Source organism: Paenibacillus xanthanilyticus (genome assembly GCF_042682185.1).
Taxonomy (GTDB): domain Bacteria; phylum Bacillota; class Bacilli; order Paenibacillales; family Paenibacillaceae; genus Paenibacillus_Z; species Paenibacillus_Z xanthanilyticus.
Window position 1 is genome coordinate 396,696 of the sequence record NZ_JBHUHA010000001.1, and the last position, 24,611, is coordinate 421,306.

The 24,611-nt window shown below is 59.9% G+C and carries 21 protein-coding genes; 15 read left to right on the forward strand and 6 right to left on the reverse strand.

The window, feature by feature from the left end; genetic code table 11:
• Positions 1 to 8 precede the first annotated feature (8 nt).
• The 3 genes from ACFSKT_RS01655 to ACFSKT_RS01665 are packed head-to-tail and all read right to left on the reverse strand — an operon-like array spanning position 9 to position 2,568.
• Complete coding sequence (locus ACFSKT_RS01655) at positions 9 to 584, reverse strand: hypothetical protein (RefSeq protein WP_377720065.1); 576 nt, start codon at positions 582 to 584, stop codon at positions 9 to 11.
• Positions 581 to 1,564, reverse strand: coding sequence for a cysteine peptidase family C39 domain-containing protein (locus ACFSKT_RS01660; RefSeq protein WP_377720066.1), 984 nt, complete (start codon positions 1,562 to 1,564; stop codon positions 581 to 583). The genes ACFSKT_RS01655 and ACFSKT_RS01660 overlap by 4 nt, the downstream gene beginning before the upstream one ends.
• Entirely contained in the window at positions 1,561 to 2,568 is a 1,008-nt protein-coding gene (locus tag ACFSKT_RS01665) for an LLM class flavin-dependent oxidoreductase (RefSeq protein ID WP_377720067.1), read from the reverse strand. Before ACFSKT_RS01665 ends, ACFSKT_RS01660 begins: the two co-directional genes overlap by 4 nt.
• A 351-nt stretch (positions 2,569 to 2,919) precedes the next feature.
• Between ACFSKT_RS01665 and ACFSKT_RS01670 the strand changes: the two genes are divergently transcribed.
• Positions 2,920 to 4,728, forward strand: coding sequence for an ABC transporter substrate-binding protein (locus ACFSKT_RS01670; protein WP_377720068.1), 1,809 nt, complete (start codon positions 2,920 to 2,922; stop codon positions 4,726 to 4,728).
• Positions 4,729 to 4,886: 158 nt separating this feature from the next.
• Here ACFSKT_RS01670 and ACFSKT_RS01675 read toward each other — a convergent pair whose 3' ends face one another.
• Positions 4,887 to 5,819, reverse strand: coding sequence for a LysR family transcriptional regulator (locus tag ACFSKT_RS01675; RefSeq protein WP_377720069.1), 933 nt, complete (start codon positions 5,817 to 5,819; stop codon positions 4,887 to 4,889).
• Between the two features lie 127 nt (positions 5,820 to 5,946).
• On the opposite strand from ACFSKT_RS01675, the gene ACFSKT_RS01680 reads away from it, so the two are divergent.
• A complete protein-coding gene (locus tag ACFSKT_RS01680; protein ID WP_377720070.1) occupies positions 5,947 to 7,422 on the forward strand; it encodes a carboxylesterase/lipase family protein in 1,476 nt (491 codons plus the stop codon).
• The gene (locus ACFSKT_RS01685) at positions 7,413 to 8,174 is read left to right on the forward strand and encodes a sulfite exporter TauE/SafE family protein (RefSeq protein WP_377720071.1); all 762 of its coding nucleotides are present in this window, start codon (positions 7,413 to 7,415) and stop codon (positions 8,172 to 8,174) included. The genes ACFSKT_RS01680 and ACFSKT_RS01685 overlap by 10 nt, the downstream gene beginning before the upstream one ends.
• Positions 8,175 to 8,272: 98 nt before the next feature.
• Here ACFSKT_RS01685 and ACFSKT_RS01690 read toward each other — a convergent pair whose 3' ends face one another.
• Both ACFSKT_RS01690 and ACFSKT_RS01695 read right to left on the reverse strand, forming a co-directional pair.
• Positions 8,273 to 9,124: a sugar phosphate isomerase/epimerase family protein gene (locus ACFSKT_RS01690; protein ID WP_377720072.1), complete on the reverse strand. Its 852-nt coding sequence runs from the start codon at positions 9,122 to 9,124 to the stop codon at positions 8,273 to 8,275.
• A gap of 61 nt (positions 9,125 to 9,185) precedes the next feature.
• On the reverse strand, positions 9,186 to 9,875 hold the full coding sequence (locus ACFSKT_RS01695; RefSeq protein WP_377720073.1) for a hypothetical protein: 690 nt from the start codon (positions 9,873 to 9,875) through the stop codon (positions 9,186 to 9,188).
• 269 nt (positions 9,876 to 10,144) lie between these two features.
• Between ACFSKT_RS01695 and ACFSKT_RS01700 the strand changes: the two genes are divergently transcribed.
• From ACFSKT_RS01700 to ACFSKT_RS01755, 12 genes are all read left to right on the forward strand, one after another.
• Complete coding sequence (locus ACFSKT_RS01700) at positions 10,145 to 10,990, forward strand: lipoate--protein ligase family protein (RefSeq protein WP_377720074.1); 846 nt, start codon at positions 10,145 to 10,147, stop codon at positions 10,988 to 10,990.
• A 338-nt stretch (positions 10,991 to 11,328) separates the two neighbouring features.
• A complete protein-coding gene (locus ACFSKT_RS01705; protein WP_377720075.1) occupies positions 11,329 to 11,865 on the forward strand; it encodes a sigma-70 family RNA polymerase sigma factor in 537 nt (178 codons plus the stop codon).
• Positions 11,852 to 12,979: a DUF4179 domain-containing protein gene (locus ACFSKT_RS01710; protein ID WP_377720076.1), complete on the forward strand. Its 1,128-nt coding sequence runs from the start codon at positions 11,852 to 11,854 to the stop codon at positions 12,977 to 12,979. The genes ACFSKT_RS01705 and ACFSKT_RS01710 overlap by 14 nt, the downstream gene beginning before the upstream one ends.
• Positions 12,980 to 13,057: 78 nt before the next feature.
• A complete protein-coding gene (locus tag ACFSKT_RS01715) occupies positions 13,058 to 13,615 on the forward strand; it encodes a VanZ family protein (RefSeq protein ID WP_377720077.1) in 558 nt (185 codons plus the stop codon).
• A gap of 288 nt (positions 13,616 to 13,903) precedes the next feature.
• The gene (locus ACFSKT_RS01720; protein ID WP_377720078.1) at positions 13,904 to 14,650 is read left to right on the forward strand and encodes a class I SAM-dependent methyltransferase; all 747 of its coding nucleotides are present in this window, start codon (positions 13,904 to 13,906) and stop codon (positions 14,648 to 14,650) included.
• Between the two features lie 162 nt (positions 14,651 to 14,812).
• Positions 14,813 to 15,247 (forward strand): SRPBCC family protein, encoded by a 435-nt coding sequence (locus ACFSKT_RS01725; protein ID WP_377720079.1) that lies wholly within the window; start codon positions 14,813 to 14,815, stop codon positions 15,245 to 15,247.
• A 261-nt stretch (positions 15,248 to 15,508) separates the two neighbouring features.
• Positions 15,509 to 17,419, forward strand: a complete 1,911-nt coding sequence (locus tag ACFSKT_RS01730; protein WP_377720080.1) for a sensor histidine kinase — start codon at positions 15,509 to 15,511, stop codon at positions 17,417 to 17,419.
• Positions 17,382 to 19,019 (forward strand): response regulator, encoded by a 1,638-nt coding sequence (locus ACFSKT_RS01735; protein WP_377720081.1) that lies wholly within the window; start codon positions 17,382 to 17,384, stop codon positions 19,017 to 19,019. The genes ACFSKT_RS01730 and ACFSKT_RS01735 overlap by 38 nt, the downstream gene beginning before the upstream one ends.
• A gap of 123 nt (positions 19,020 to 19,142) precedes the next feature.
• A complete protein-coding gene (locus ACFSKT_RS01740) occupies positions 19,143 to 20,585 on the forward strand; it encodes an ABC transporter substrate-binding protein (RefSeq protein WP_377720082.1) in 1,443 nt (480 codons plus the stop codon).
• Positions 20,586 to 20,667: 82 nt separating this feature from the next.
• Complete coding sequence (locus ACFSKT_RS01745) at positions 20,668 to 21,567, forward strand: carbohydrate ABC transporter permease (protein ID WP_377720083.1); 900 nt, start codon at positions 20,668 to 20,670, stop codon at positions 21,565 to 21,567.
• 13 nt (positions 21,568 to 21,580) lie between these two features.
• Positions 21,581 to 22,465: a carbohydrate ABC transporter permease gene (locus ACFSKT_RS01750; RefSeq protein ID WP_377720084.1), complete on the forward strand. Its 885-nt coding sequence runs from the start codon at positions 21,581 to 21,583 to the stop codon at positions 22,463 to 22,465.
• A gap of 12 nt (positions 22,466 to 22,477) precedes the next feature.
• Positions 22,478 to 24,610 carry a heparinase II/III domain-containing protein gene (locus ACFSKT_RS01755; RefSeq protein WP_377720085.1) on the forward strand — a complete coding sequence of 711 codons (2,133 nt, stop codon included), beginning with the start codon at positions 22,478 to 22,480 and terminating at the stop codon, positions 24,608 to 24,610.
• Position 24,611 lies beyond the last annotated feature (1 nt).

Genomic DNA, 24,611 nt, shown 5'->3' on the forward strand with positions numbered 1-24,611 from the left:
AAGAGAATTTAGACAAGCGTCATGGCGAAAATGTACATGTACGGATTGTCCGGCAATTGCATCGTTCGCAAGGTGGCGCTTGCGTCCAGCTCCAGCGTCTGCAGCCAAATGCCGACCGGGAAATGAACCGCGCGCGTGCCTTGCCAATAGAACGGGAAGCGAAGACCGATGCGCTCGCCATAGCTCAGCTGACGATGGTCCCACAGCCTGCACAGATCGGAGAGCCCGAGCTTGGCCTTCTTGCAGACGAGCCGGCCGCCGGCGTCATAAGCGAGCGTCACCTCGTCTTCGTAATCGCCCCAGGTGGATACGCCGAGCAGCGCCAGCCGGCGATAGGGCATGCTGCCGTTCACGCGAACTGTCTGACCTTCGCAGCTGATGTGGTCATCGCCGGCCGTATCCGTTCTCGGGAAGAAGAACGGGATGCGCTCGCATTCGATCGTCTCCTCATTCGGTAGGTGGATGCCGGGCAGGCTGGTTTGCGTATGCTCCATGCAGCCCCAAATGTCCAGCTCCGGCCAAGAGACGCCCTTGCTGTTTAAATACGGCTCGAGTCGAATCGCATGCGCGTTCAATGTCGTCATAGACTCGCCTCCTTGACGGATTCAGGGCCGAGCAGGTCCGTCAGATCGGCTAGCGCGCGCTTCTCGAGCTCGATGATCGGCGCGAGTCTTGAGCGAATTTGCTCCGCTGGAACGGCGCCCTTCATTTGGAGCTTCTTCAAATTGTTGCGCAGCGAGAACCACTTGCTCGCCAAGCTCGCCAGCGTGTCCGCCGTGCCCGCTTGGACAAGCGCCCGCGCGCCGGGGAGCGACAGGTGCTGCATGAACAGGACGAATTCCAGGAAGCTCTCGCGATAGGCGACGATCGGTCTCATCGGATCCCACCACGCATCGACCAGTCGCGTGCAATCGCGCTCGCGGGCAAGGTCGCCATGCATCCGCTCCAGTCCCTTGACGGCGAAAGCCATCTTGGTCCGCGCGAAGTTCAGCTGCCGAAACAACGTCTCGTCGTCGGCGCGCAGCGAGGGGGCGGTGAGCTCGAAGCCGTAGGTGCGGCCGTTGAGCTCGGCCCCGCCGGAGAAGAAGGCGTCGACAACCTCGTAATCGACCCATCCGGCATGTTCGGGTACGAAATCGACGACATACAGCTCATGCGAAGCCGGATTGTAAGCGGTAATTAGAATGTCGTGGTTGTTGTGCGTCTCCCGGTAACAGATCGTCGACCACGGAATGTGCCAAATATCGCCGGTCAACACGATCGTCGAACCGCGTCCTAGCACGATATCCTCGGCCAACTCCTTCAGCGAGCGGCCCTCGTGTTCAATGCGCCGCACGCCGTAGAGCTTCTCCAAGTTCGTCCAGAAAGGAGGCGCTTCGCCAGGCGGCAGCGCGCTGAAATCCGAGAGGGAGCGATAAACGAATCCCCAGCTGTCGGAGAATAGCCAATGGAACGGCAAGCCGGATGTCTGAAGGGACGAACAGATCAAATATTCCGTGCAATCCATCACGTTTCGGCCGGACGAAAACAGCTCCGGTCTCGCGAATGTCACCTCTTGCGTCAAAGCGTAACCTCCTGATCGGTTGTCTTGAGCACGGGCAGGACATACTGGCCGATTCGCTCGATTTCGCGGTCGCCGGCCATGCCCGAGAGCAGGAAGTAATCGGCGCCCAGTTCGTGATAACGCCGAATGGTGTCGATGACGTCGCGATAGCTGCCGACGATGGACAGACCGTGGGCGGTGCTCACTTGCGCGATGCCCGACCACAGATGGCGGTCGACCCGGTAATTCGAATAGGCCAGCAGCCGCCGATGCTCGGCGATGCCGACGGAATCGACATGTTTGAGAAGCAGGCTTTTCATTTTCTTATCTGTGCGGCTGAAGCGCGCGCCGAGCGACTCGGCGGCATGCCACGCGGCTTCGGCTGTGGGTCTGGCGATGACGTCGATCAGCAGGCCGCAGCGAATTGCTCGACCGAAGCGCTCCGCCTGCCGTTTGGCTTCGGCGAAGACGCTGCCCGTCGACTCGAAGTCGGATGCATAGACGATACTGAAGTCGGCGTGCCGCGCCGCGATCGCGACCGCCTCCGGAGAGCTGCCAGCCACGAACAAGCGCGGCGGCGGCGCTTGCGGCCTTACGCGGTACTGGCGAAGGCGATAGAACTCGCCTTCGTGGGTTATCGATTCGTCGCCGGCTTGGCCGAGAATGCGGGCGAATTCCTCCGTGCGCCGGTACCGGTCGTGATGTGCGTCAATATTTCCCTCCTTGCTTAATTCCAGATGCGAGCTTCCCGTCACGATATTCAGATCAATGCGGTTGCCGGCGATCGCGTTGAGCGTATTGACCGACTTCGCCGTGTAGGCCGGATACGCCGAGTTCGTATTCTGCGCGACGAGGAACCGCAGCCGGTTCGTCGAATCCGCCAGCCGGGTCGCGAGAATCCAAGGATCCATCGCTTGCTGCAGGCTGACGATCAATGCGGCGTCGAATTGATTCCCATCCGCCTTCTTCGTTTGATCTACAATGTCGGCGTAATCTTCACCGTTCAAATTCCAGCAAAATTCCATCGGTTACGCATCCTTTTTTCGGGAATAGGGCTTGCGTACGGTTGGCGGCACCACCTCGTTTCTTAGTAAGTGAGACTGATCCGAAATGTATCATCCTGGTGCTGGATTTTACTGTAAAGCAAGAAAGCGAACGTTACTAGGGCCGAAATTTTGGATTTCGTTGTATATTTTTAGGTTAATTTAGTCGTGTTTCGGGTATTGACGCCATTTGATCATACAAGCGATAAGGGGCTTAAAAGGAACACCGTGCCGCACGCGAAAAAATAGTCTTCCCCTTTTGATCCAAGGAGGTATACTGTTGAGAGATAGTGCCGCGGGCAGATGATATGGACTTCTCCAGGGGGAACGCAAATGGTTCTAGAAGAGCGGTATGTGCAATTATACGAATCGTGCACACGGGATCAGTCGATCGGGGAGAAATACGAAATTACGCTGGACGAGCTGGCGGAGCTGTGGAACTGCTCGAGACGCAACGTGAAGCTCATCATCCGAAGAATGGAGGAGGAAGGGCTAATCCGATGGCAAGCGGGGTTGGGGCGCGGACATCGTTCCCGGATTGCTTTCCGCATGGAATTGGAAAGCTACTTGCTGGAATTGGCGATCAAGCGGGCATCAGGCGGCGCGTATAAAGCTGCGATCGAGCTGCTGGAACGATACGGCCGGCATACCGGCGCGAACCGCAAGTTCATGGAGTGGCTGAGCGGACGATTCGGTTTTCATCAGGAGGACGGCGCTCAGGCAGGGATGGACATGCTCCGGCTGCCGATTTATCGGTCGGTCATTACGCTAGATCCAGCGGAGGCGTTCTATGTATTCGATTCGCATCTGATCCGGCAGATATTCGACCGGCTGGTCCGGTTCGATATCGACTCGAATCGGGTCGTGCCGGGCATCGCGCACGATTGGAAGTTCGAGCAGGACGGGAAAGTCTGGACGTTCTATCTGCGCAAAGGCATCCGCTTCCACCACGGCCGCGAGCTGACGTCCGACGACGTCGCGTTCTCCATTGAGAGACAGCGCGCATCCCAACCGGAAAATTGGTTATTTCGCAGCTTGCTCGAGATCGTGCCGATCGGTCCGCGGGTCGTCCGGTTTCAACTCCGCGAGCCGAATTTCATGCTGCCGCGGCTGCTGTGCGCCACCTCCATGTCGATCGTGCCCAAGGAACTCGTCTTGGAGCAGCCGGGATTTTGGCGGCTGCCCGTCGGGTCGGGGCCATTTCGACTCTCCGTCTGGGCCGAGGATCGCATCGTACTCGAAGCGCATCCGGAGTTTTTCGAAGGGCGCCCGCATCTGGATCTCGTCGAGCTGATTTTGCTTCCCGACGATTTGCCGATCTCCGACAGGTCGCGCAATTGGGGGCAGCTGCTCATGGACCACGAGCTGGTGGAGAAGCCGCCCGAGACCGGTTGGGTCCGCAAAGAGAAGCTGTGGCAGGGCTGCACCGTGCTCGCTTGGAATATGCGCAAGGACGGACCGCACCGCCATCTTGCCTTTCGCAAGGCCGTCGATCATGTGCTCGACCGAGGCGGCATGCTTCGGCTTACCGCCGTACAGCGCGGATTGCCGGCGTCCGGATTCCGCGTGCCGAAGACCGGGGAAGACGTCGTCGACGATCATGATCCGGCGCTGGCCGCCGGGTTGTTGGCCGAAGCGGATTATGCCGGGGAGCCGATCTCGCTGGTGACGTACAGCATTCACGAGCGGGATGCGGAGTGGATTCGCGATCGGTGCGCGGAAGCGGGCATACCGGTACGCATTCGGCTGGAAACATGGCGGTCGATCAGGCGCAAAGAGGCGACCGCAGACGAAGATTGCCTATTATACGGCGTTGGCTTGGGGGATGGGGAAGCGGACGTCATCGAGGTCTACGAGCAGCCGGGTGGTTTTATTCCGGCTTATATGGATCCTGCCCTGGCAATGTGGGTCAGGAAGCAAGTCGATCTGGCCTTATCGACGCCCGAAGAGCAAGAACGCGCCGGCGTCCTGCGCGGAATCGAGGAGCGTCTGCGGGATGAAGCGCATCTGCTGTTCTTGCTGCACAAGAAGCTGACGACGTACATTCATCCGGCGGTCAAAGGCGTGCGGTTCAATTCGCTTGGCTGGATCGATTTCAACCGGGTGTGGCTCGATCCGACGGAAGTGAAGCGATCGGAATAGGGAAAGGGAGACGGTACGCCAACGTGACTCGTAATGCCAAAAAGGCATTCCGGCGAAGATCGCCGAAATGCCTTTTCTTTAGAATGCGGCTATTCTTGTTAAGTGATTCTTTAACCGCTCTTCAAGAATTACCGCCGTCGCCGCGGCAGGGCGGCAATTTACGTACTCGAGACCGGCTTGTCGCTAGAGGGTGATGTATCGCTGCTTGGCCAATGACGTTCCGCAAGCTTCGCGAAATACCGGATCGTAAAATCCCGGAACTTCGAGACGGCCTGCGTCATATAGCGTTCATCCGGCCAAGATAGCGAGATCGAGCGTCTGCAGTAGTTCTCCTTCAGCTTGATCTGTACGACATCGGGACCGGTTGAGCCGCCCCACGTGATAGCAGGCAGGAATGCGACGCCTTGTCCGGCGCGGATTAGGCCGCGCACGGTGGCGGGATCGTCGCTTTCGAACCGGATGCGCGGCGAGAAGCCGGCCAGGCGGCAGAACGCATCCGTCGTCTCGCGCAGCGAGGAGCCGGGGGGCAGCGTGATGAAGCTTTCCTGCCTCAGCTCTTTCAGGCTGACCTCTGCGCGGTGGGCGAACGGATGCCCGGCCGGTACGGCGACGACAATGTCCTCCTCCAGCAGCATGACGGACGCGTCGGTCGGAGGGGCTGCTCCGTCCGACAGGCACAGATCGAACTGCGGGGCGCCATCATCCGCGTGCGCGGCATGCTGCAGCAGGTGAAACTGCGCTTGCGGCCATTCCTTGCGAAACTCGGCCAGCAGTTCTGGAAGCAAGTGCGAGGAGACGCGAACGTCCAGCGTAATCAGAGGGGGCGAATCGCCGAGCTCGTCTTGCAGCTTGCGCTTGGCGTCCTCCAGCGACTGCAGCGCGGTATCCACATGGCGCAGGAACAGCTTGCCGTGCTCGCTCAACCGAATCGATTTGTTCGTGCGCTCGAATAGCTTCGTGCCGAGCTCGGCTTCAAGCGAGGCGATCATCTTGCTCAGCGCGGGCTGCGAGATATGGAGGCTGTGGGCGGCCTTGGTCATATGCTGCATCCGGGCGGCGGTCTGAAAATACTTCAACTGCAGCAGCTCCATCCGAGTGCCTCCTTGTTGTTCTCGATATAACCTGAAAGTTATGACAAATATAAATAAATATATATTAGGGTTCATGTCGAATCAACGCTATAATGGTCACAACACCGATAAATAGGAGAAGATGACCATGCTTGTACAGACTTGTTCGGGTTTGGCGCGAGGCGTCGAGCTGGAGGGAGCCTTTGTCTTCCGCGGCATTCCGTATGCGGCTCCGCCTGTAGGCGAGCTTCGGTTCAAGGCGCCGACGCCGGTTCGACCCTGGCCGGGCATCCGGCTATGCGATCAATTCGGTCCGATCGCTCCGCAGAAGCGCGACCCGAACGGCTTCATGCCCGAGCTCCCGCAATCCGAGGATTGCTTGAACCTTAATGTATGGACGACAGGTCCGGCCGATGAGCCGAAGCCCGTCCTGGTCTATATTCATGGCGGCGGCTTCGTCTCCGGCAAAGGGGCGGAATGCGACGGTCTCCGTTACGCGGCAGAGGACGGCCTCGTGTACGTGTCGATCAACTATCGGCTTGGCGCGCTGGGCTTCCTCTATTTAGGCGATCTGCTGGGCGAAACGTTCGCGGCGTCGGGCAACAACGGAATGCTCGATATCGTCGCCGCTCTGCAATGGGTGCGGCGGAACATCGCGGCTTTCGGCGGCGATCCGTCCCGGGTTACGGTAATCGGCAACTCGGCCGGCGCCAAATGCACGGCCACGCTCTACGTCATGGAGGCCGCACGCGGATGGTTTCACGGCGCGATCGCCCAGAGCGGCGCCACGCAATCGATTCGCGACCGGACTACCGCGAACGTGACGGCGCTGCGGCTGCTGGACGAATTGGACCTGACTCGCGCCGAGGCGGATCGTCTGCTGGAGCTGCCGGCCGAGCGGCTGATCGAGGCGCAATCGGCGATCGGCTATGACACCTCGCGAAGCCTGCACATGTTCGGACCGGTTGCGGACGGACGAATCATCCCGATTGACCCGCTCGGGAGCTTGGGTCGAATGGGCAGCGCGCCGGCCCTCCTTATCGGGACGAACGAGGACGAAGCGGCGAGTTTCATCCAAGGTGATCCGCTGCTCACGCCCCCGTCGCCGGATATTGCCGACCGGCTGTTCGGCGCGAACGCGCCGCTCGTGTGGGCCAGCTTCCTGCGTTACGCGGACATCATGTCTTCCGAAGCCGCGTGGAGCCGGACGTTATCCGAGCATCTGTATACGATCGGCGCCATCCAGTTCGCGGCGGCAGCTTCCGACGCAGGCGCCCGGACGTGGATGTACCGGCTCCGCGGCGGCGGCTCGCTCGGCGCGATCCATGGCTACGAGGGCAGCCTGATCAACGGCAAGCATGACGGGGAATTGCCGGCCAATCCGGACGATCCGTATGCGGTCGCCCCCGAGCTTTATCCCTTGGCGCGTCACATGAGGGCGGCGTGGGTCGCTTTCGCGATGACGGGTAATCCGAATGTACCCGGGCTTCCGGATTGGCCGACGTACGGGGCGAAGCATGCCACGATGGTGCTGGACCGTCAATGCCGCGTGGGCGACGACCTGCCGGCGCCGGCCGGGGCGGCTGTTGCTCACCAGGTATGGAGGGCGGAAGCATGCAGCTGATCGAGATTTCGCTCGTCATGGTTTTACTGGGACTGCTCCTGGGTTTCGTCGGCGCGGGCGGCTCCGGATTTATCATCGCCATTCTGACCGTCGTGTTCGGCTATCCGATTCATACGGCGCTCGGCACAGCGCTCGCCGCCATGTTCTTCTCTTCGTTATCCGGGTCGGTCAGCCATTACCGCGAAGGCAACATGGTGCTGAAGACCGGCCTCCTCGTCGGCGTCTCCGGCGCATTGGGAGCTTGGTTCAGCTCTGGTTGGTCTTCGTTCATTCCGGAGGAGAAGCTTGGCTGGATGACATCCGGCATGCTGTTCGCGTCCGGACTTGCGTTATGGTTCAGAATGGCCTACATGGGGAATAAAGCTGCAGAAGCCGGCGTCCCCGTGGTGGCGTTCACGTGGCCGTACGCGGTCAATGCGGTGCTGGTTGGAGGCGTAACCGGGGCGCTGTCGGGCTTGTTCGGCATCGGTTCCACGCCGTTCATTCAGCTGGGCTTGATGCTGCTGCTCGGCTTGCCGATGCGTTATGCGGCCGGTACGACGATGCTCGTCATCATCCCGATCGCATTGGCCGGAGGGGCGGGTTACTTCACGCTGGGTTACCTGGATGTTCCGCTGCTCCTCGCGGTCGTGGCCGGCACGATGTCCGGCTCCTACGTGGGCGCGAAATTCACGAAGCGCGTGCCGGTCGCCTGGCTGAAGATATGCATGGTCGTCACGCCGATGATCGGGGCGACGATCTTGCTGTTGTAGCTTGATCGCGAACTAATCTGTAGCACGAAAAGGCCGTCCCGCGCGTCATCTAGGATGACGCGCGGGACGGCCTTGCTTGGTTCGCCGCAGAGCTTGCTTCAGTTCAACGAGGCGGCATGTTCGTCGTCGTTTCGGCTGTATTCCTGGTCGAGGAATGCTTTCACCGCGGCCATGTCGGCGACGGAGGCTTCCTCCATAATGATGTCGACGCCCGGCTTGTATTGGCGCAGCAGCTTCATATACAGCGCGTAATTCATCCGGCCTTGCCCGGCCGCGGCGGTGATAAGGCGGCCATCCGGACCGGGAAGACGGTCCTTCGCATGGCAGGCGATCACGCGGCTGCCGAGCAGGCTGAACGCTTCTTCGATCACCTGGTCTTGCTGGCCGAAATTGTCATCGTTCAGCAGATTGCCCGGGTCGAGCACGACGCCGATCGAGCTCGAGGGTACCTCCTCGAGCATGCGATGCAGCTGCGCCGCCGTTCCGACGAGATGGCCGTTCGCCGCCTCTAGACCGATGAACGTGCCCCAACGCTGCGCTTCCTCGGCCAAATCCACGAGCGTCTCGCGCATCGTCGTCCAATCCTGCTCCGTGTAGTCGCCGCCCGGATTGACGCCCGTCTCGAAGGCGACGGTCGGGCACCCGAGCAGGGGCGCATAGCGCAGCAGCTCCTTGAATCGCGCGATATTCACCCGGCGGCGTTCCTCGTCGCGGTCGAACATATGCAGATAGCAGCCCAAGACGGAAATCCGCACATCGCGCTTTGCGAATTCTTCGGCGATCGAAGCGGCCAGACCCGGGCTTAACTGGCCGGGGCGCGAGAAATCAATGTCGCTTACGGCTTTCCACAACGCGAGCTGCACATGGCGAAAACCGGCTGCGCCGACCTTCTGGGCGAGCTCCCGGTAAGGCAAACTTCCGAACAAATGGGCTAATACGCCAACGGTCATTTCGAACAACCTCCTTGAATTGGCTGGTTATGTAGGCCTGGCAGGTTTGCTTCATCTTCGATCATTCATCCATGTCCGCGTCATGACGCGACACGTATTCCTTCGACGTATAGGCGAATAGTTCCTGCGCCGGCTTGAAGTACAGATGGCCATCCGGCCAAGGCTGGAAGTGCATATCCATCCGGCTATCGTTCCAATTCGCGGGCGTGCCGCTCGTCGTCAGCTTCTTGGGGAGCGCCGGCTCTTCCACGACGGCCGGGAACTCCTGATAACCGAACAATACGTTCTCATGCATGGCGATGATTTCGTACTTGGGTCCGAGGAAAGCGCGTTCCTCCTGAAGCTGATAGTGGTAGTAAATATAGCTGGCGGCCATATCCGGCAGAAGATGGGCGATGCGGCCGACTCTCCGCTCGACCGGCGTCCTGCGCTGCCAATGCGCAAGCGAAGCCGGCGCGTTGAAATGGAACACGTCGATCATCGGAACCCACTTGCGTATCCGGTTCTGACCGGGCCAATCCTCCAAATAGGCCGATAACTCGGGCAGCACTTCCTCGGGCGCAAGCGATCCATGCAAGCACTCATAATAAAGAAACAATTGGTCGTCCCAGCGGTAGCATGCCGCGACGAGCAGCTTGTTTTGACTAGCGAGGGTCAGCGGCGTCGAGGAATCGCGCGTGGCGCGTTCGCCATCGGAGGCGCGTTCCGCGAGAAGCTGCGCTCTTGCCAATATTCTCGTTATGTCGGCCATTGCTTGTACCTCCGCAATATTAGACTGCACATCAACTTCATTATAAGGACAACGCGCGCCGACGTGCGGTCTAATCCGCAGAAACTCGGAATTTCAACCGAAGTTAACGGATTATTGGGGCATTCGGTTCGGCTTGCGGCCGACGCATCCCCAGGCAGCGCTGCGGCAGATATTCGGCGCCGTCACTAGTGCAAGCGCGGATAATAAGGTTTATAGTTAAACTAACAAACGCAGCAGCTTACTACACGAACGGAAAGGATCGCTTAACCATGAACAGCCAACAGGCGTGGAACGAAATTATCGCATCATCCGAAACAGGTCCGGCCTTCCTCATCTGGGACCGCTCAGCCGATCCGCTTGCCGGCGACGTGCTGCTGCCGTTCGCCTACGAGGAATGGCTCGGGAGGGAGATCGGGCAGGGGAGCTTGAAGCCGGGCGTGCATATCTGGCGGCATCGACGCGGCGCGGTGCTCGGCACGCGGGACCGCAGATTGCCTCATGCGGAGGAAGCGATTCGGGAGCTGGAAACCGAAGGGTGGTCCGTCGGCGTTCGCAATTCGGGGGGCTCGTTCGTGCCGCTGGATGAAGGCGTGGTCAATGTGACGCTCCTGCTGCCCAATCCGTCCGGCAAAATGGAGCACCGGGCGGATTTCCTCCGGATGGTGCGGCTGCTGTCCACTACGCTTAGCGCATGGGGACTGCGCGCGGAAGCGGGCGAAATCACGGGCGCCTATTGTCCCGGCGAGTACGATGTTGCCGTTGGCGGCCGCAAATTCTGCGGCATTGCGCAGCGGCGTCAGGTGCGCGCGGTCAACGTGCAGGCATTCGTCGTCGCGGGCGGCAGCGGACTGAAGCTGGCTGGCGTCGCCGAGCGATTCTATGCGATCGCTTCTGGCGGTCTCGAGGCGCTCGACTATCCGAGAATCGTGCCGACAAGCATGGCAAGTCTGGACGAGTGCGCCCAGGATACAGCTATTGACTCAGACGTATTCGTCCAAGAGCTGAAGCAGGTGCTTTTCGCGATCGGAGGCGAAGAGGCTTTGCTCCCTGTACCGCCGGCGGGCGAAGTCGAGCGTTTGGCGGCCAATCTGCGCGAGCGTTACGATTCCCGGTGAGCCGGACGCCTACACTTACGATGAAGTGAGTGAGCGTTAGATCTGGCGAACAGCCAAGTGGCTATTTATATATCGGTCAACTAGTAGGAGTGTTCACATACCGTCCAACAAAGCGGAATAACGGGCAGCCGACATGCGGCTGTCCTTTTTGTGCCGTCCGAATGGTATCATGACTTCATGACGTGCCGAATCGTTTAGAAGGAGATAGGCGTTTGCCATTCGAATCGACCCGTTTTTTGCGATCGCGATTTTTTTTATGAACCAAAGTGACCGGATGCCTGCCCAGCCCAGTCTAATTAATAGAAACACCCAATCAGCACGAGAAAGGAGAACGGTACATGAGCATGACCAAACTGGCTGCCAATGCGGTGAACGGCGACGCGGATGCGTTCCTCGATCTCGTCAAGCAGCTGGAGAATTCGCTGTATGCCATGGCGAAATCCATATTGAGCAAAGATGAAGACGTAGCGGATGCGCTGCAGGAAACGATTATAAAGGCGTATAAATCCGTGACGTCGCTGCGGGAACCGAAATTTTTCAAAACGTGGATGTTCCGCATTTTAATCAATGAATGTCGCAACCTGATCGCCCAGCGCTCCCGCACGGACGTGGTGGCCGAAATACCCACGAACGCTGTCGCGCCAACCGACGATTATGCCAAGATCGATTTGCGGGAAGCGGTCGATAGGCTGGAAGAACCTCAACGGATCGCCGTTATTCTGCATTACTACGAAGATTTGCCGATTCGGCAAGTGGCGCTCGCGCTGGATATTTCGGAGAGCGCGGCCAAAATGCGCTTGCTGCGGGCAAGAGACACGCTTCAACGTTCGTTATCCACATTTCGAGAGGGGAAGATGAGCTATGGCAGCATCTAATATCGAGCAGGAATTGAAGAAGGCGGGCAGCGTTCAATCGGCGATTCCGCCGCTTGTGCGAGCGCGGCTGGATGAGACTTATGCGAAGCTCGGAGGAAATCAGGCGAAACGAAAGGGCCGGACGAAATGGACCGGATTGCGTTTGATGGCGGCATCAACGGCGGCGGCGGGCATTCTCGGAATCGGAGTACTGGCAACGGCTTTCGCGTCGCCGGCGATGGCCGACTCGATCCGCAATTTGCCGGTGATCGGGAGCATTTTCAGCACCTTGCAAGATTCGGGCCTGCGCGCTGCCGGGGAGCAAGGGTTGTTCGCATCCGTGAATCGCGAGGTATCGCACGAGGATGTGAAGCTCAAGGTGACGGAGACGATCTACGACGGGACGAGAGCGGCTTTCTTATTGACCGTCGACGCGCCGAACCTGAAGGAGGGCGTCTACGACAACGGACGAAAGACGATGAAGCTCAGCAGCGCGATCGATCAAGTTTCCTTGACGGGCGAGTCCGCCGGGGCGGCGATGTCAAGCTTGAACGATGCGGGCGGGCTGTTCTACGGCGGAGCGGGCGAGGCATACCCGAATACGCTTGTCTTCGAGCAGGTGCTTCCGTACGCGAATGCAAGCGAAGCGCCCGATGTGTTCGAGGCTTCGGTCACGATCAAACTCGACGGGATTGACCATGAATTCGACGTTGACATCCCATTCCGGAAGACGACGCAGGCAGGCGTCGAAATCGCCCCGAACGCCATAACGGAGAACGACGACTTCCGCTTCCAGGTTGCGAATGTCGACATCACCGACGTGACTACCCGCATCTTGACGGAGCTCGAATACAAGCACGCTTCCGAATTGACCGACAAGGAACAACGCCGCTTGACCCGCGTGGGGATCGCCGTCTTCGACGACCAAGGCCGCAGATTAACGGCGCTGAACGGCGAAGGCATCGTGGAAGGGAACAAAATCGTCTATGACCGCCGGTTCGCCACCACGTCTGGATTGAACGGTTCCCTTACCGTGAAGCCGTTCAACATCGAAGACGATTTCGCGGAAGAGGTAGAAGAATCGCAATATTTGAAGGGACTGGAGGTCACAATCGAGCTGCCTTCCGCCCGTTAACCGATATACATGGACCAGGGGGCGGAGTTGGACTTCGCTGCCCTGGCGTTCGTGGGAAGAAGGGGGATGCACCGACCGATGTCTATTTTATTTACAATTCAATCGTGGCATGTTCTGCTGCCGTTAGCGATCCTGCTGTTCTCGATCGCGGCGGTACAGACATTCTTGACCAAGCGCTTCTCGTTCCGTCAATTTACGCTGCTGGCAGCTTTTACCGTATACGCCATCGGAGTGCTTCATTTCGTTTTGTTTCCGATCGAGGTCAACATCGGCGAATATGCGAATCAGACGCCTTGGTATCGAACGATACAATGGGTACCGATCCTAACATTGGACGCGAAGACCTTCTTGCTTAACATCGTCATGTTCGTCCCGCTCGGCTTCGGCCTGCCGCTGCTTCGCTCTTCTTACAAAAACATGCGTCAAACCGTATATGCTGCATTTTACGCGAGCCTCGCCCTTGAGCTGATCCAATTGACGATTCGGATCGCCGTCGGCAACGGCAGGATGACCGACATCAATGATCTGATTGCCAATACACTCGGCGGCATGCTGGGTTTCACCCTTTACAGGTTGCTGGTCGGCTCGAAGCCGATCGAACGGCTGTTGAGAGGTATTCGTCTCAAATCCGAATAAATATTTGAAGCCCTCTCCGGATATGGAGGGGGCCTTTTTGTAGCGGATGCATGCTGTCATCCGATTAGTATATCTGTGCCTGGAGCGATTACGAACGACGGCCTACGACTCCAACGGCAGCAGCAGATAGGCGGCGAAGTAGACCGGGTTGGAATACCGACCTATGCGGTGCGTAGTTGACAGACGATTCTATTTGTGGCTATTATAGATATATGAAGTCTGTGATTAAATATTAATTTCTTTATCATCCTACACTACACGAGAAGACTGACGAAGGAGATTAGAACGTTGAACAACGAGATTAAACTTGATTTCGGCGATGCCGGGGTGGGGACGATCCTGTCCTTGTTAAATCCACAACCAGGGGAGAGGATCTTGGACTTGGGATGCGGCAGCGGGAAGCTGACCTCGGTTATCGCGGCGTCCGGCGCCAGCCCGCTCGGCATCGACTACTCGGAGGCACAGATCGAGATGGCGCGGCAAACCTATCCGGAGCTAAGATTCCAAACCGCCGATGCTTGCCGTTACGAGGCGGAGGAACGCTTCGACGCGGTCTTCTCCCATGCCGCGATTCATTGGATTCCGGACGCGGAGGGCGTCGTCCGCACAATCAGCCGCGCGCTGCGGACAGGCGGCCGATTCGTGGCCGAATTCGCCGGGAGCAGCAACGTGGCGGCATTGACCGGGGCGATCGAACGGGCGCTGACGGCCCATGGTTATTCGGCAGAGGGCCGGAATCCATGGTATTTGCCGACGATCGGCGAATATGCGGGATTGCTGGAGCGGCATGGATTTCGCGTAGCGCTGGCCCAGCAATTCGACCGGCTTCGGCCGTACAACCATCCGGACGGCATCAAGCGATGGCTCGAGAGTTTCGACGCGATCTTCTTCGGCGACGTCGCTCCTTCGGATAAGGCGTCCATCTATCGGTCCTTCGAGACAGAAGCGGCGGCCTCGCTCCGGATCGACGGACAATGGCACAACGATATCAGCCGCATACGCGTCATCGCGATCAAACAGCACGCCGAATGCTAACGCATGCTTGGCGTACGTGCGTGAATCGTCGGCTTAACGAAAAATGAGCGAAGGAAAGAAACCCGCTTGTCCCCTTCTATGCTATACTGTTGCTTAGGTAAATAGTGGGTTTGCCGCGGGTGGCGGCAAACTTGGATTTCACCATCCTAAGGAGGCTTAATCATGGGAACTAGCAATCCAATTACGCTTACGGTCGAAGCGATCGTGAACAAGCCAGTCGAGCACGTATGGAAAGTATGGACGGAGCCGGCGCACATCAAGCAATGGAACAACGCCTCCGAAGACTGGCATACGCCGCATGCCGAGAATGACTTAAGAGTCGGCGGCACGTTCTCCTCGCGCATGGAAGCGAAGGACGGCAGCTTCGGCTTTGACTTCGGCGGTACCTACGACGTGGTTGATCTGCATGAGACCATTGCGTATTCGCTCGGCGACGGCCGTCAAGTGAAGATCAGCTTCGTGGCGGAAGGCGAGACGACCAAGGTCGTCGAATCGTTCGAAGCCGAGGGCACGAATCCCGTCGATATGCAGCAAGCTGGCTGGCAGGCGATCTTGGATAATTTCAAGAAATACGCGGAATCGTTGGAGCAAGCCTAAGCGCGAACATCCGGCATTCTTGCGTTCAACTGAATACGAAGCATGCTGCGAAGCCGCGATTTTCGCGGCTTTTTTGCCGTTGCCGCGATGGCCTATGGAATGACAAGAAGACTCTGGTCCGCGATCAGAGTCTCTTCGTTATGCTCTGCGCGATATCGAAAAACCTGCCCCGACCTAGAGTTTACCGCATGTTGCCTCCTCCCGGTTTGCTATATAGTGATAGTATGCGAGCTTCCTTTACGACCGAGAGGAGAGGGACTTATGACACAACAACCATTGCCGCGATACCGATCCGCCTCTGCTTCACGATCCTCCGCGTCGCCTCCGCACGACTACAAGGCCATTCGGCCTTTCTGGCTCGGACGCCTCCTCTACTCCATCTCCTTTAAACGCAGGCTGTGGCTGACGTTCGTGCTGCTGATTACCGTCGGACTCGCCTCCGTCGGCACGATCGCCTACCTGATCGCCGCGAGCGAAATTCAGCGCACCGCCCTGCAAGCGAGCCGGGATACCGTCAACCAATCCGCGCAGATCGTCAGCGAGCGGATGAAAAATATCGGTACCGCCGTCCGGGCGCTCATGTTCAGCGACGCCTTCCAGGATATGATGCTCGACGTCCAGCGCGGCGACCGGGACGGATATTACAAGTGGCTGTCGCTCCTGCAGCCGGCGTTCTCCCAGGTCAAATTCAACGATTCGATCATCCACAGCATGCTGATCGCGACGCCGATCGGCGATTTCTATCCGACCTCGAACGTGCGCAGCGCGGGCGCTTCCTTCTACGAATCCGGCTTGTATGCGGAGTTCAAGGCGCAGGGCCGGGGCTTCTGGACGAGCGGCCATGCCGATCCGTTGTTCAAGGACGGCGAACGCGTCGTGTCGCTGGTCGCGGAAGGCGTGCTGGACGTGTCCGATCATATGCGGACGCTCGATGTGTTCGTCGTCGTGAACGTCCGGGAATCGGATCTGGTCGATCTGTTCATGGACAGCCTCAGTCGAGGCGATAATGCGTATGCGTTCCTCGACTCCGCGGGTGGCCGCGTAGCTTCGGCGGCGACGGCCGACGCGGCGTACGATTTCATGAACGATCCGGGTTTCGGCGCGCGACTGACGCCTGCGACGTCGGGAGACTTCTTCTACCGCCATCACGGAGACGATTATTTGGTCAACTTCAGCCGATTGCCGGTCAAGGAGGAATGGATGATCGTCGGGGTGCAGTCCAAGGCGAAGCTGCTGGCGAAGCTGAGCGGCATCAAGCGCGCGACGATCGCCGTCGTAGCCGGATTCGTGCTGCTGTCGCTCGTGATCGCCAACCGGCTCACCTACGTGCTGCTGCGGCCGCTGTTCCAGCTGCAGCGCGTCATGAAGCGGGTGGAGGAGAACGATCTTGCCGTCCGGTACGAGAGTCCCTATATGGACGAGGTGACGCAGGTCGGCTTCCGCTTCAATCGGATGCTCGAGGAGATCGGACAGCTGATCGACGACGTGAAGAGCCGGGAGCGGGACAAGCGGCGCGCGGAATTCAAGGCGCTTACGGCGCAGATGGATCCGCATTTCTTCTACAACACGCTGCATACGATCCACTGCAAATCCGTGCTCGGCGAGAACGAGGACGTCAGCAAGATGATACTGGCGCTGTCGCATATGTTCCAGCTCAGCTTAAGCGGAGGACGCGAACGCATTACGCTCCGGGAGGAGCTGGAGCATGTCGGCAACTACGTCGCGATCCAGCAGAAATCCTACGAGCGGCTGTTCCGCTGCCGGATCGAGGCAGACCCGGAGGCGCTGGATTGCCTAGTGCCCAAAATCATGCTGCAGCCGCTCGTCGAGAACAGCATTCTGCACGGCTTCTCCGACCGCGGCGAGGGCGGCGACATCCGCGTGATCGCCGAGCTTGGCGAGGATGCGCTGCTGCTCACGGTGGAGGATAACGGCTCCGGATTCGATCCGGCGAAGGTGCGCGAGCGCATGGCGAATCCTCCCTCTGGCAAGCATGGCTATGCGCTGCGCAACATCGCGCAGCGGCTGCAATTGTTCTACGGCGAGGAGGGCGCCGCATTCAGACTGGAGCATACCGAATCGGGCGGGGCGCGCATTACGCTGCGGCTGCCGAGAGAAGAAGGAGGCGTTAACGATGAGGCAGGAGAGAATCGCGCGCATGTGCGTGATTGACGATATTCGCAGCGTGGTCGACATGGTGACGACGAAGATTCCTTGGGCGGAGCACGGCATCGAGATCGTGGGCAGCGCCACGAACGGCGAAGAGGGACTGACGCTGATCGAAGCGCTGAAGCCCGAGCTGATCCTGACCGACGTGCGCATGCCGAAGATGGACGGGCTCGAGATGACGCGCCGCTCGCTCGCGCTGTCGCCGGGGAGCAAGGTGGTCATCTTGAGCGCCTATGCCGATTTCGAATACGCCCAGAAGGCGCTCCAATTCGGTGCGGTCAATTACGTACGCAAGCCCTTCGCGATCGCCGACCTGGTCAAGGTCGTCCTGAAGGCGAAGGATCTGTGGCTCGACGAGCAGGCGGAACGGGAGAAGGTGGGCGCGCTTGCGGCGGCGGTCAAAGAAAGCCTGCCGGCGCTCCGCCAGCAGTATCTCTCGCTGCTGGTCCATCATCCGACCGACATCGCCGATGCCCGGCAGTGGTGGGGGTTCCTGGAGCTTGCGCCGCTGGCGCCTCCGCTGGCGGTCATGGTCGTGCAGATCGACCAGCTCGCCGATCGGTACGGCAGCTCCGGCTTGCGGGAGCTCGAGCTCGCCCGGTTCGCGCTGCAAAATATCGTGGAGGAAACGCTGGCGGCGCGGGCGAAAGCGGTCGTGTTCCGGGAGGCGTTCAACCGATACGTCTGCCTCGTCGAAACCGGTAATCTCGGCGCGCCGCTGCTCGAGCTCGCCGACAACTGCTGTGCGAATATTGCGTCTTATACGAAATTCACCATTTCCGTCGGGATCGGGGAGGAGGCCGCAGATTGGCGAGGGCTTCCGCGAAGCTATCAGCAGGCGCTCCGTGCGCTGTCTTATCACTTCTACACGGGCGGCGGCGGCGCGTTCCGCTATTCGCCCGCGGATGAACGCGGGACGGATGCCTGGATTTACTCCACCGAGAGCGAGCAGGAGTTTCTGTTCGCCTTCCGCAGCGGCAATCTGGCCAAATGCCGGGCATGGCTGGACGCGGCGTTCGCCGAGATGGGCGCGGCCAAGACGCTCCCTGCGCCGAGCGACGCAGAGCATCTGTTCCAAGGGCTGGCGCTGCGCATGCACCGGATCATGCTGGAGAAGTTCCCGCGCGCGGCGCTGGCGGATTTCGAGCAGCGTACGGATGAGACGCGGAACGCGGCCCGTCCCATGGAGCTGGCGGATTATCGAGTCTGGCTGTACGGCTTGTGCGAGACAGGGTGCGGGCTGATGGAGCGGGAGCGGACAAGCGAGTCGCAGCGGATTATTTTCCGGTCCATGGACTATATCAAGGCGAATCTCCATCTCGATCTGACGCTGGAGCTGTGCGCGCGAGAGGTGAATCTCAGCTGGGGCTATTACTCGAATCTATTCAAGAAGGTGACGGGCACGACGTTCCAGCACTACGTGACGCAGCAGAAGATCGAGCGCGCGAAGGCGCTGCTGCTCGCCGACTATCAGGTGCAGGAGATCGCGGAGCAGCTGGGCTACGAGCATCGGCGCTATTTCAGCGAGGTGTTCAAGAAGCAGACCGGGCTGACGCCGACCGAGTTCAAGGAATCGTTCTTGGGGAAGCCGCCGGTGTCTTGAGCCGCGCAACAACTCGAAAAAGCTGCCCTCGAACCGCAAGTTGCCGCATTATCGTCCGGCGGCCGATTCTTTATAGTAAAGAGGTAAGCGAAAGCGTTCTCAACAGAAAAGGGAGGATCATCCATGCGCATGAAAAAACTCGGAATCGCGGCGACGATCGGCGTGCTGGCGTTCACGGCGGCGGCCTGCAGCGGGGGCAACGGCAGCAATGGCAATAACGGCGGCAATGAAGGCAGCGGCAGCGCGCCAACGACTGAAGCGGCCGGCAATAAGGAGCAGCCCGCGGGCGGGAACGAGGCGAAGCCGCAGGAGAGCGGGAAGAAGGTCAAGCTGTCCTACTGGACGGGCGACCGCCACGACCAGGACTACATTACAGAGGTCGTCAAGTCGTTCAACGCGTCCAACGCGGACAACATCGAGATCGAGCTGGTCGTGAAGACCGACGATTTCAATCAGGCGATCGACCTCGCCTACGCCTCCGGTCAAGCGCCGGACCTGATCCGCGTGAAGGAGAACACGATCCAAGCTTGGGCCAAGAAAGGCTATCTGGAGCCGATCGACGGCTTCCTGACCGACGAGCTGAAGCAGAAGTTCCCGGCAATTCCCGATTTCAACCAAATCGACGGCAAGCTCTATTCGCTGCCGAACTACGGATCGACGCTGCGGCTCGTGTATAACAAGGATCTATTCGCCAAAGCGGGCATCGCCGCGCCGCCGAAGACGCTGGACGAGATGGTCGAGACGGCCAAGAAGCTGACCGAAGCGGGCAAAGCCGAGGGCGCCTACGGCTTCGCGCAGAACTTCAAGAGCACGCAGAGCGCGCTGTTCCGCTCCGCGCGGGTCATCGCCGAAGCGAACGGGCACGGCGGACTCGGCTACGACTTCAAGACGGCGCGCTACGATTGGAGCAGCTACAAGCCGATCATCGAGGCGTTCAAGAAGATGGTCGACGACGGCAGCACGATGCCGGGTATGGAGTCGCTCGACATCGATCCGCTGCGCGCGCAGTTCGCGGAAGGCAAGATCGGCATGTACATCTCGTTCTCGTCCGAGCCGGGCGTCTACCAGAATCAGTTCCCGGCCAAGATCGATTGGGCCGCCGCGCCGGTGCCGACCACGGACGGTCAAGTGCATGGCAAGACGTCGCTCCTTGGCGGACAGTGGCTCGCGATCAGCGCGGAGTCGAAGAACAAGGAAGAGGCTTGGAAATTCATGCAGTACATGTACGGCGACGACATCTTGAAGACGTACCAGGAGAAAGGGTTCGGCTTGTCGATGGTGCCGCACATCGCAGCATCCGCCGGCAAGCCCGCGATCAAGGGCATCGAAGGCTTCATGCCGACCGAGAACGACGGCACCTGGCCGCTTGAGCCGACCTCGGCGCTGAAGATCGAAGGGATCATGGCGACCGACGCGTTCTTCAAATACATGCTGAGCGGCGGCGATCTGAACGCGATCGTGGACGACTTGAACCAACGTTACAACGCCGCGCTGGATCAAGCGATCGCTGCCGGCGAAGTGAAAGCCGAGCCGGACCCGGCGTTCGATCCGATGACCTTGAAATAAGATGGAATCCGAGGAGTGCCGCGTGCCGCGGGCGGCGCTCCTTTCTCATGTCCAAAAACGCTTGCGGCAAGGAGGTTAACCTATGATTCGGCTGCGCCAAACGGGATTTTCGTATCTGTTTCTGTTGCCCAGCTTCCTGCTGACGGCCGTGCTCGGCCTCTATCCGATCGGCTGGGCGATCTGGTACATGTTCTTCGATTACAAGGGGTACGGGTCCGCGTCGTATGTCGGCCTCGCCAACTTCGAGCGGCTGGCGCGCGATGCGCAGTATTGGGATTCGGTCGTCAACACGTTCGTCTACGCGGGCGGGAAGCTGGCGCTGACGATTCCGCTCAGCCTCGCGCTGGCGGTCATTCTCAATCACGCCTTCCGGGGCCGAAGCCTGCTGCGGGCGGTCATTTTCCTGCCGACCATCATCAGCTCCGCTGTCATGGCCGTCGTCTTCTACATGCTGTTCAATTCCTACAACGGCCTGCTCAACCAATACTTGCTCAAGCTGAACCTGATCCCGGAGCGGATCGATTGGCTCGGACCGGACCATGCGATGCTGACGACGATTCTGATCGCCGTCTGGGGCGCGGTGGGCAACTACATGCTGCTGTTCCTGGCCGGCTTGCAAAATATCCCGCAGGACGTCTACGAAAGCGCGTCGCTTGACGGCGCAAGCCGCTCGCAGCAGTTCTGGTACTTGACGGTGCCGATGCTCGGACCCGTGCTGCAGATGGTCATCATGCTGGCGATCATCAATTCGCTCAAGGGCTATGAGAGCATCATGGTGCTCACCGATGGCGGACCGATCGGCAAGACGGAAGTCATGTATCTGTACGTCTACAAGCTGTTTTTCCCAACGCCTTCGGCTTCCTTCACAGCCGATCAGCAGTTCGGCTACGGCAGCGCGGTCGGCTTCGCAACGGCGGTCATCGTGGGTCTCGTAACGCTGCTCTACCATTTTCTGTCCAGACGACTAAATCAACTACAGTAAGGAGGGTTGCCCGATGGCGAATTCGTCGGCAATCGCGCAATCCGGGCAGACGCACGGCATTCGGCTAGCCGGACGCTTCGGAGGGAAGCTGCTCGTCGGCATATTCCTGCTCGTCATCGCCGGACTGATTCTGTTCCCGCTCGTCGTCACCGGCTTCGGCTCGCTCATGACGAACGCCGAGATAACGGCGGGCGGCAAGCTCATTCCGGCCAAGTGGCAGTTCATGAACTACAAAGAGGCCTGGGTGCAGGCGAACTTCTCGCGGTTTCTGTGGAACAGCCTGTTCCTGAGCGCGGCTTCCACGATCGGGACGCTCATCGTCGCCTCGATGGCGGCCTACGTCGTGGAGCGAATGACGTTCCCGGGCAAGGCGCTGTTCGTCGGCCTGCAGGCGTCGACGATGTTCATCTCGATCGGGGCCGTCGTGCTCCGGCCGCAATTCCAGCTGATGGTGAAGCTGCATCTGCATACGACGCTATGGGGCGTCGTGCTTATCCTGATCAGCGCGCACGCGTATATTTTCTTCATTCTGCTCAGCTTCCTCAAGGGATTGTCGCGCGAGCTGGACGAGGCCGCAAGGATCGACGGCTGCTCGAACGCGGGCATTTACTGGCGGATCATTCTGCCGCTTCTTCGCCCGGCGCTCGGGGTCGGCGCGCTGTTCACGTTCTGCGGGGCGTGGAACGAATATTTGCGGCCGCTCGTGTTCACGCTCAACAATCCGGAGCTGCAGACGCTGACGGTCGGCTTGTCCTATCTGCGTTACGGGCCGACGGCCGCGGTGCAGACCCACTACATGTTCGCCGGCGCGTGTTTGTCCATCCTGCCGCTGCTGCTGGTTTACGCGGTCGCGAACCGGTCGTTCATGCAAATGACGGCAGGCTCGCTGAAAGGGTAGGAGGTGCGAGATATGCTGGAGTCGAGACGCGAGAAGCTGCGCGCGAACGGTCGATCGCCGCTCTTCCGGGCCGCGATGGCCAAATTGCGAAAGGAAACGGACGAGGCGGCGCGAATCGGCAAGCTCGAGTTTGCGGGCGCGCAAGGCCAGTGGACGCATCTCTACCACTGCCATGCGGACGGCTCCGCGCTCCGCTTTGATTGGGAGCAGCCCAGCTGCCACGTCTGCCCCGTGTGCGGAACGGTCTACGCGGGCGAGCCGTTCGACGGCTGCTGGGTATCGATCGCCCACAACCGGGTCGCCAAGGCGGTCTATCATGCGGCGCTGCTCCACGCCATCGAGCCGAACGAAGCGCTGGTGAGGACAGCCAAGCGGTATTTGCTCGCTTACGCCGAGCATTATGCAAGTTACGCCGTGCACGGCGACATCCCATACAACGGACCGGGCAAGCTGTTCGCCCAGACGCTGGACGAAGCGCATTGGATGCTCGATCTGGCTGCGGGCTATTCGCTGCTAAGCGGGGAGCTCGGCGAGGAAGAGGATGCGCGTATCCACTCCGGTCTGCTCGCCCCATGCGCCGAATTCCTGATCGCCCATAAGGAAAGGCAAGTTCACAATCACGCGATACTCATTACGTCGGCGATCGGGGCGCTCGGCATCCTGCTCGGCGACGACGCGGTCGCGTCGGCCGGGCTGGACGGCGAATATGGCCTGCGCGATCAGATGTCGCGCGGCATTCTCGGCGACGGCTTCTGGTACGAAGGGAGTTTCACGTACCACTTCTATGCGCTGCGGGCGCTGCTCGGCTTCTCGCTTCTTGCGGAAGGCACCGCTTGGGACGTGAGGGACAGCGCGCAGTTGAAGGCGATGTTCGAATTCCCGCTTCGCGTCGTGCTGCCCGGCGGCTGGCTGCCGGCCTTGAACGATTCGGGGCGGCCCGAGCGTCTTACCGCCTATGCGAGCGTGTACGAGGCGGGATTGGACTTTTATGGAGATACGCGCTATAGATCGCTGCTGCAAGAGGCTTATTCCGGTCAAGAGACGGGACTTGCAGCAGGCAAGGCGGATAACTGCGTCCCTGTGCAAGCGCGGGATTCGTTGGAAGCGCTATTATACGGCGGCGAACTGCCGGATATGGATGATGAAAGCAGCAGCGTCCTGCGGGCATGGGCGGAACGGTCCTATACGTCAGGGTCGAGCGGCCTGACCAAGCTTGTCCGCCCCGCGGGCTGGCATGCGCTTCTGAAGCATGGGCCGTTCGGCGGCGAGCATGATCATCTGGACCGGCTCGGGCTGCAGCTCGGCTGCGGCGGGCGTACGGTCTTGACCGATCCGGGTACGACGGCGTACGGGGTGCCTGCCCACTACGGCTGGTTCAAGCATACGCTATCGCACAATGCCCCGAGCGTCGGCGGCTTCGACCAGCCGCCGCGCGACGGGCGGCTCGTGCAGGTGCACGATTGCACGTGGGGAACGTGGTCGGAGATCGCGGTCGATTGGAAGGGAGCCGGCTACCGCATGCAGTCGAGCATCATCCTTCCCGAAGAGCTGTGCCCTTGGGACGAACGTCCATATGCCGGCGTAACGTTCCGCCGGATCGTCGCGAACGCAGACGACATGGCGCTCGATCTTGTGCTGGCGGAGGCCAAGGAAGCGCGTGAATTTTGCCTCGCGCAGCATATCGATGGCGAATGGGACGTGCCGGACGACGGCTGGCTTCCGAATAGTCGCACATTCGGCGCGATCGACGGACACTGGCTGGGCGCGCACCGGAGCCGGAGGGCCGGGCCGCGCGAGACGCTGCGCGCCAAGCTGCGCGATGGCGGGCGTCTGCGGCTGGACGGATGGTGCTCGGCGCCGTCGTCAATGTCGCTCGCGGCTACGCCGGATAATCCGCCGACCGCCTCGAGGGCAACGCTCATCCGCTGCACGCAAGCGGTCCGTATGGCGATGTTCGTCCACGTCTACCGAATGGAGGATGACCAAGCCGAGCCCGCGCCTCTGGCCGATGAGGAAGAATTGATCGTGTCGCGGGCCGGCGACGGCGGATGGCGAATCGAGCTGCGAACGGAAGGCGGTTTGCGGCGGTTTCGCTTACATTGGCAGGAATCATCGGCCGAATTCCACATCGCCGATGACGTATAAC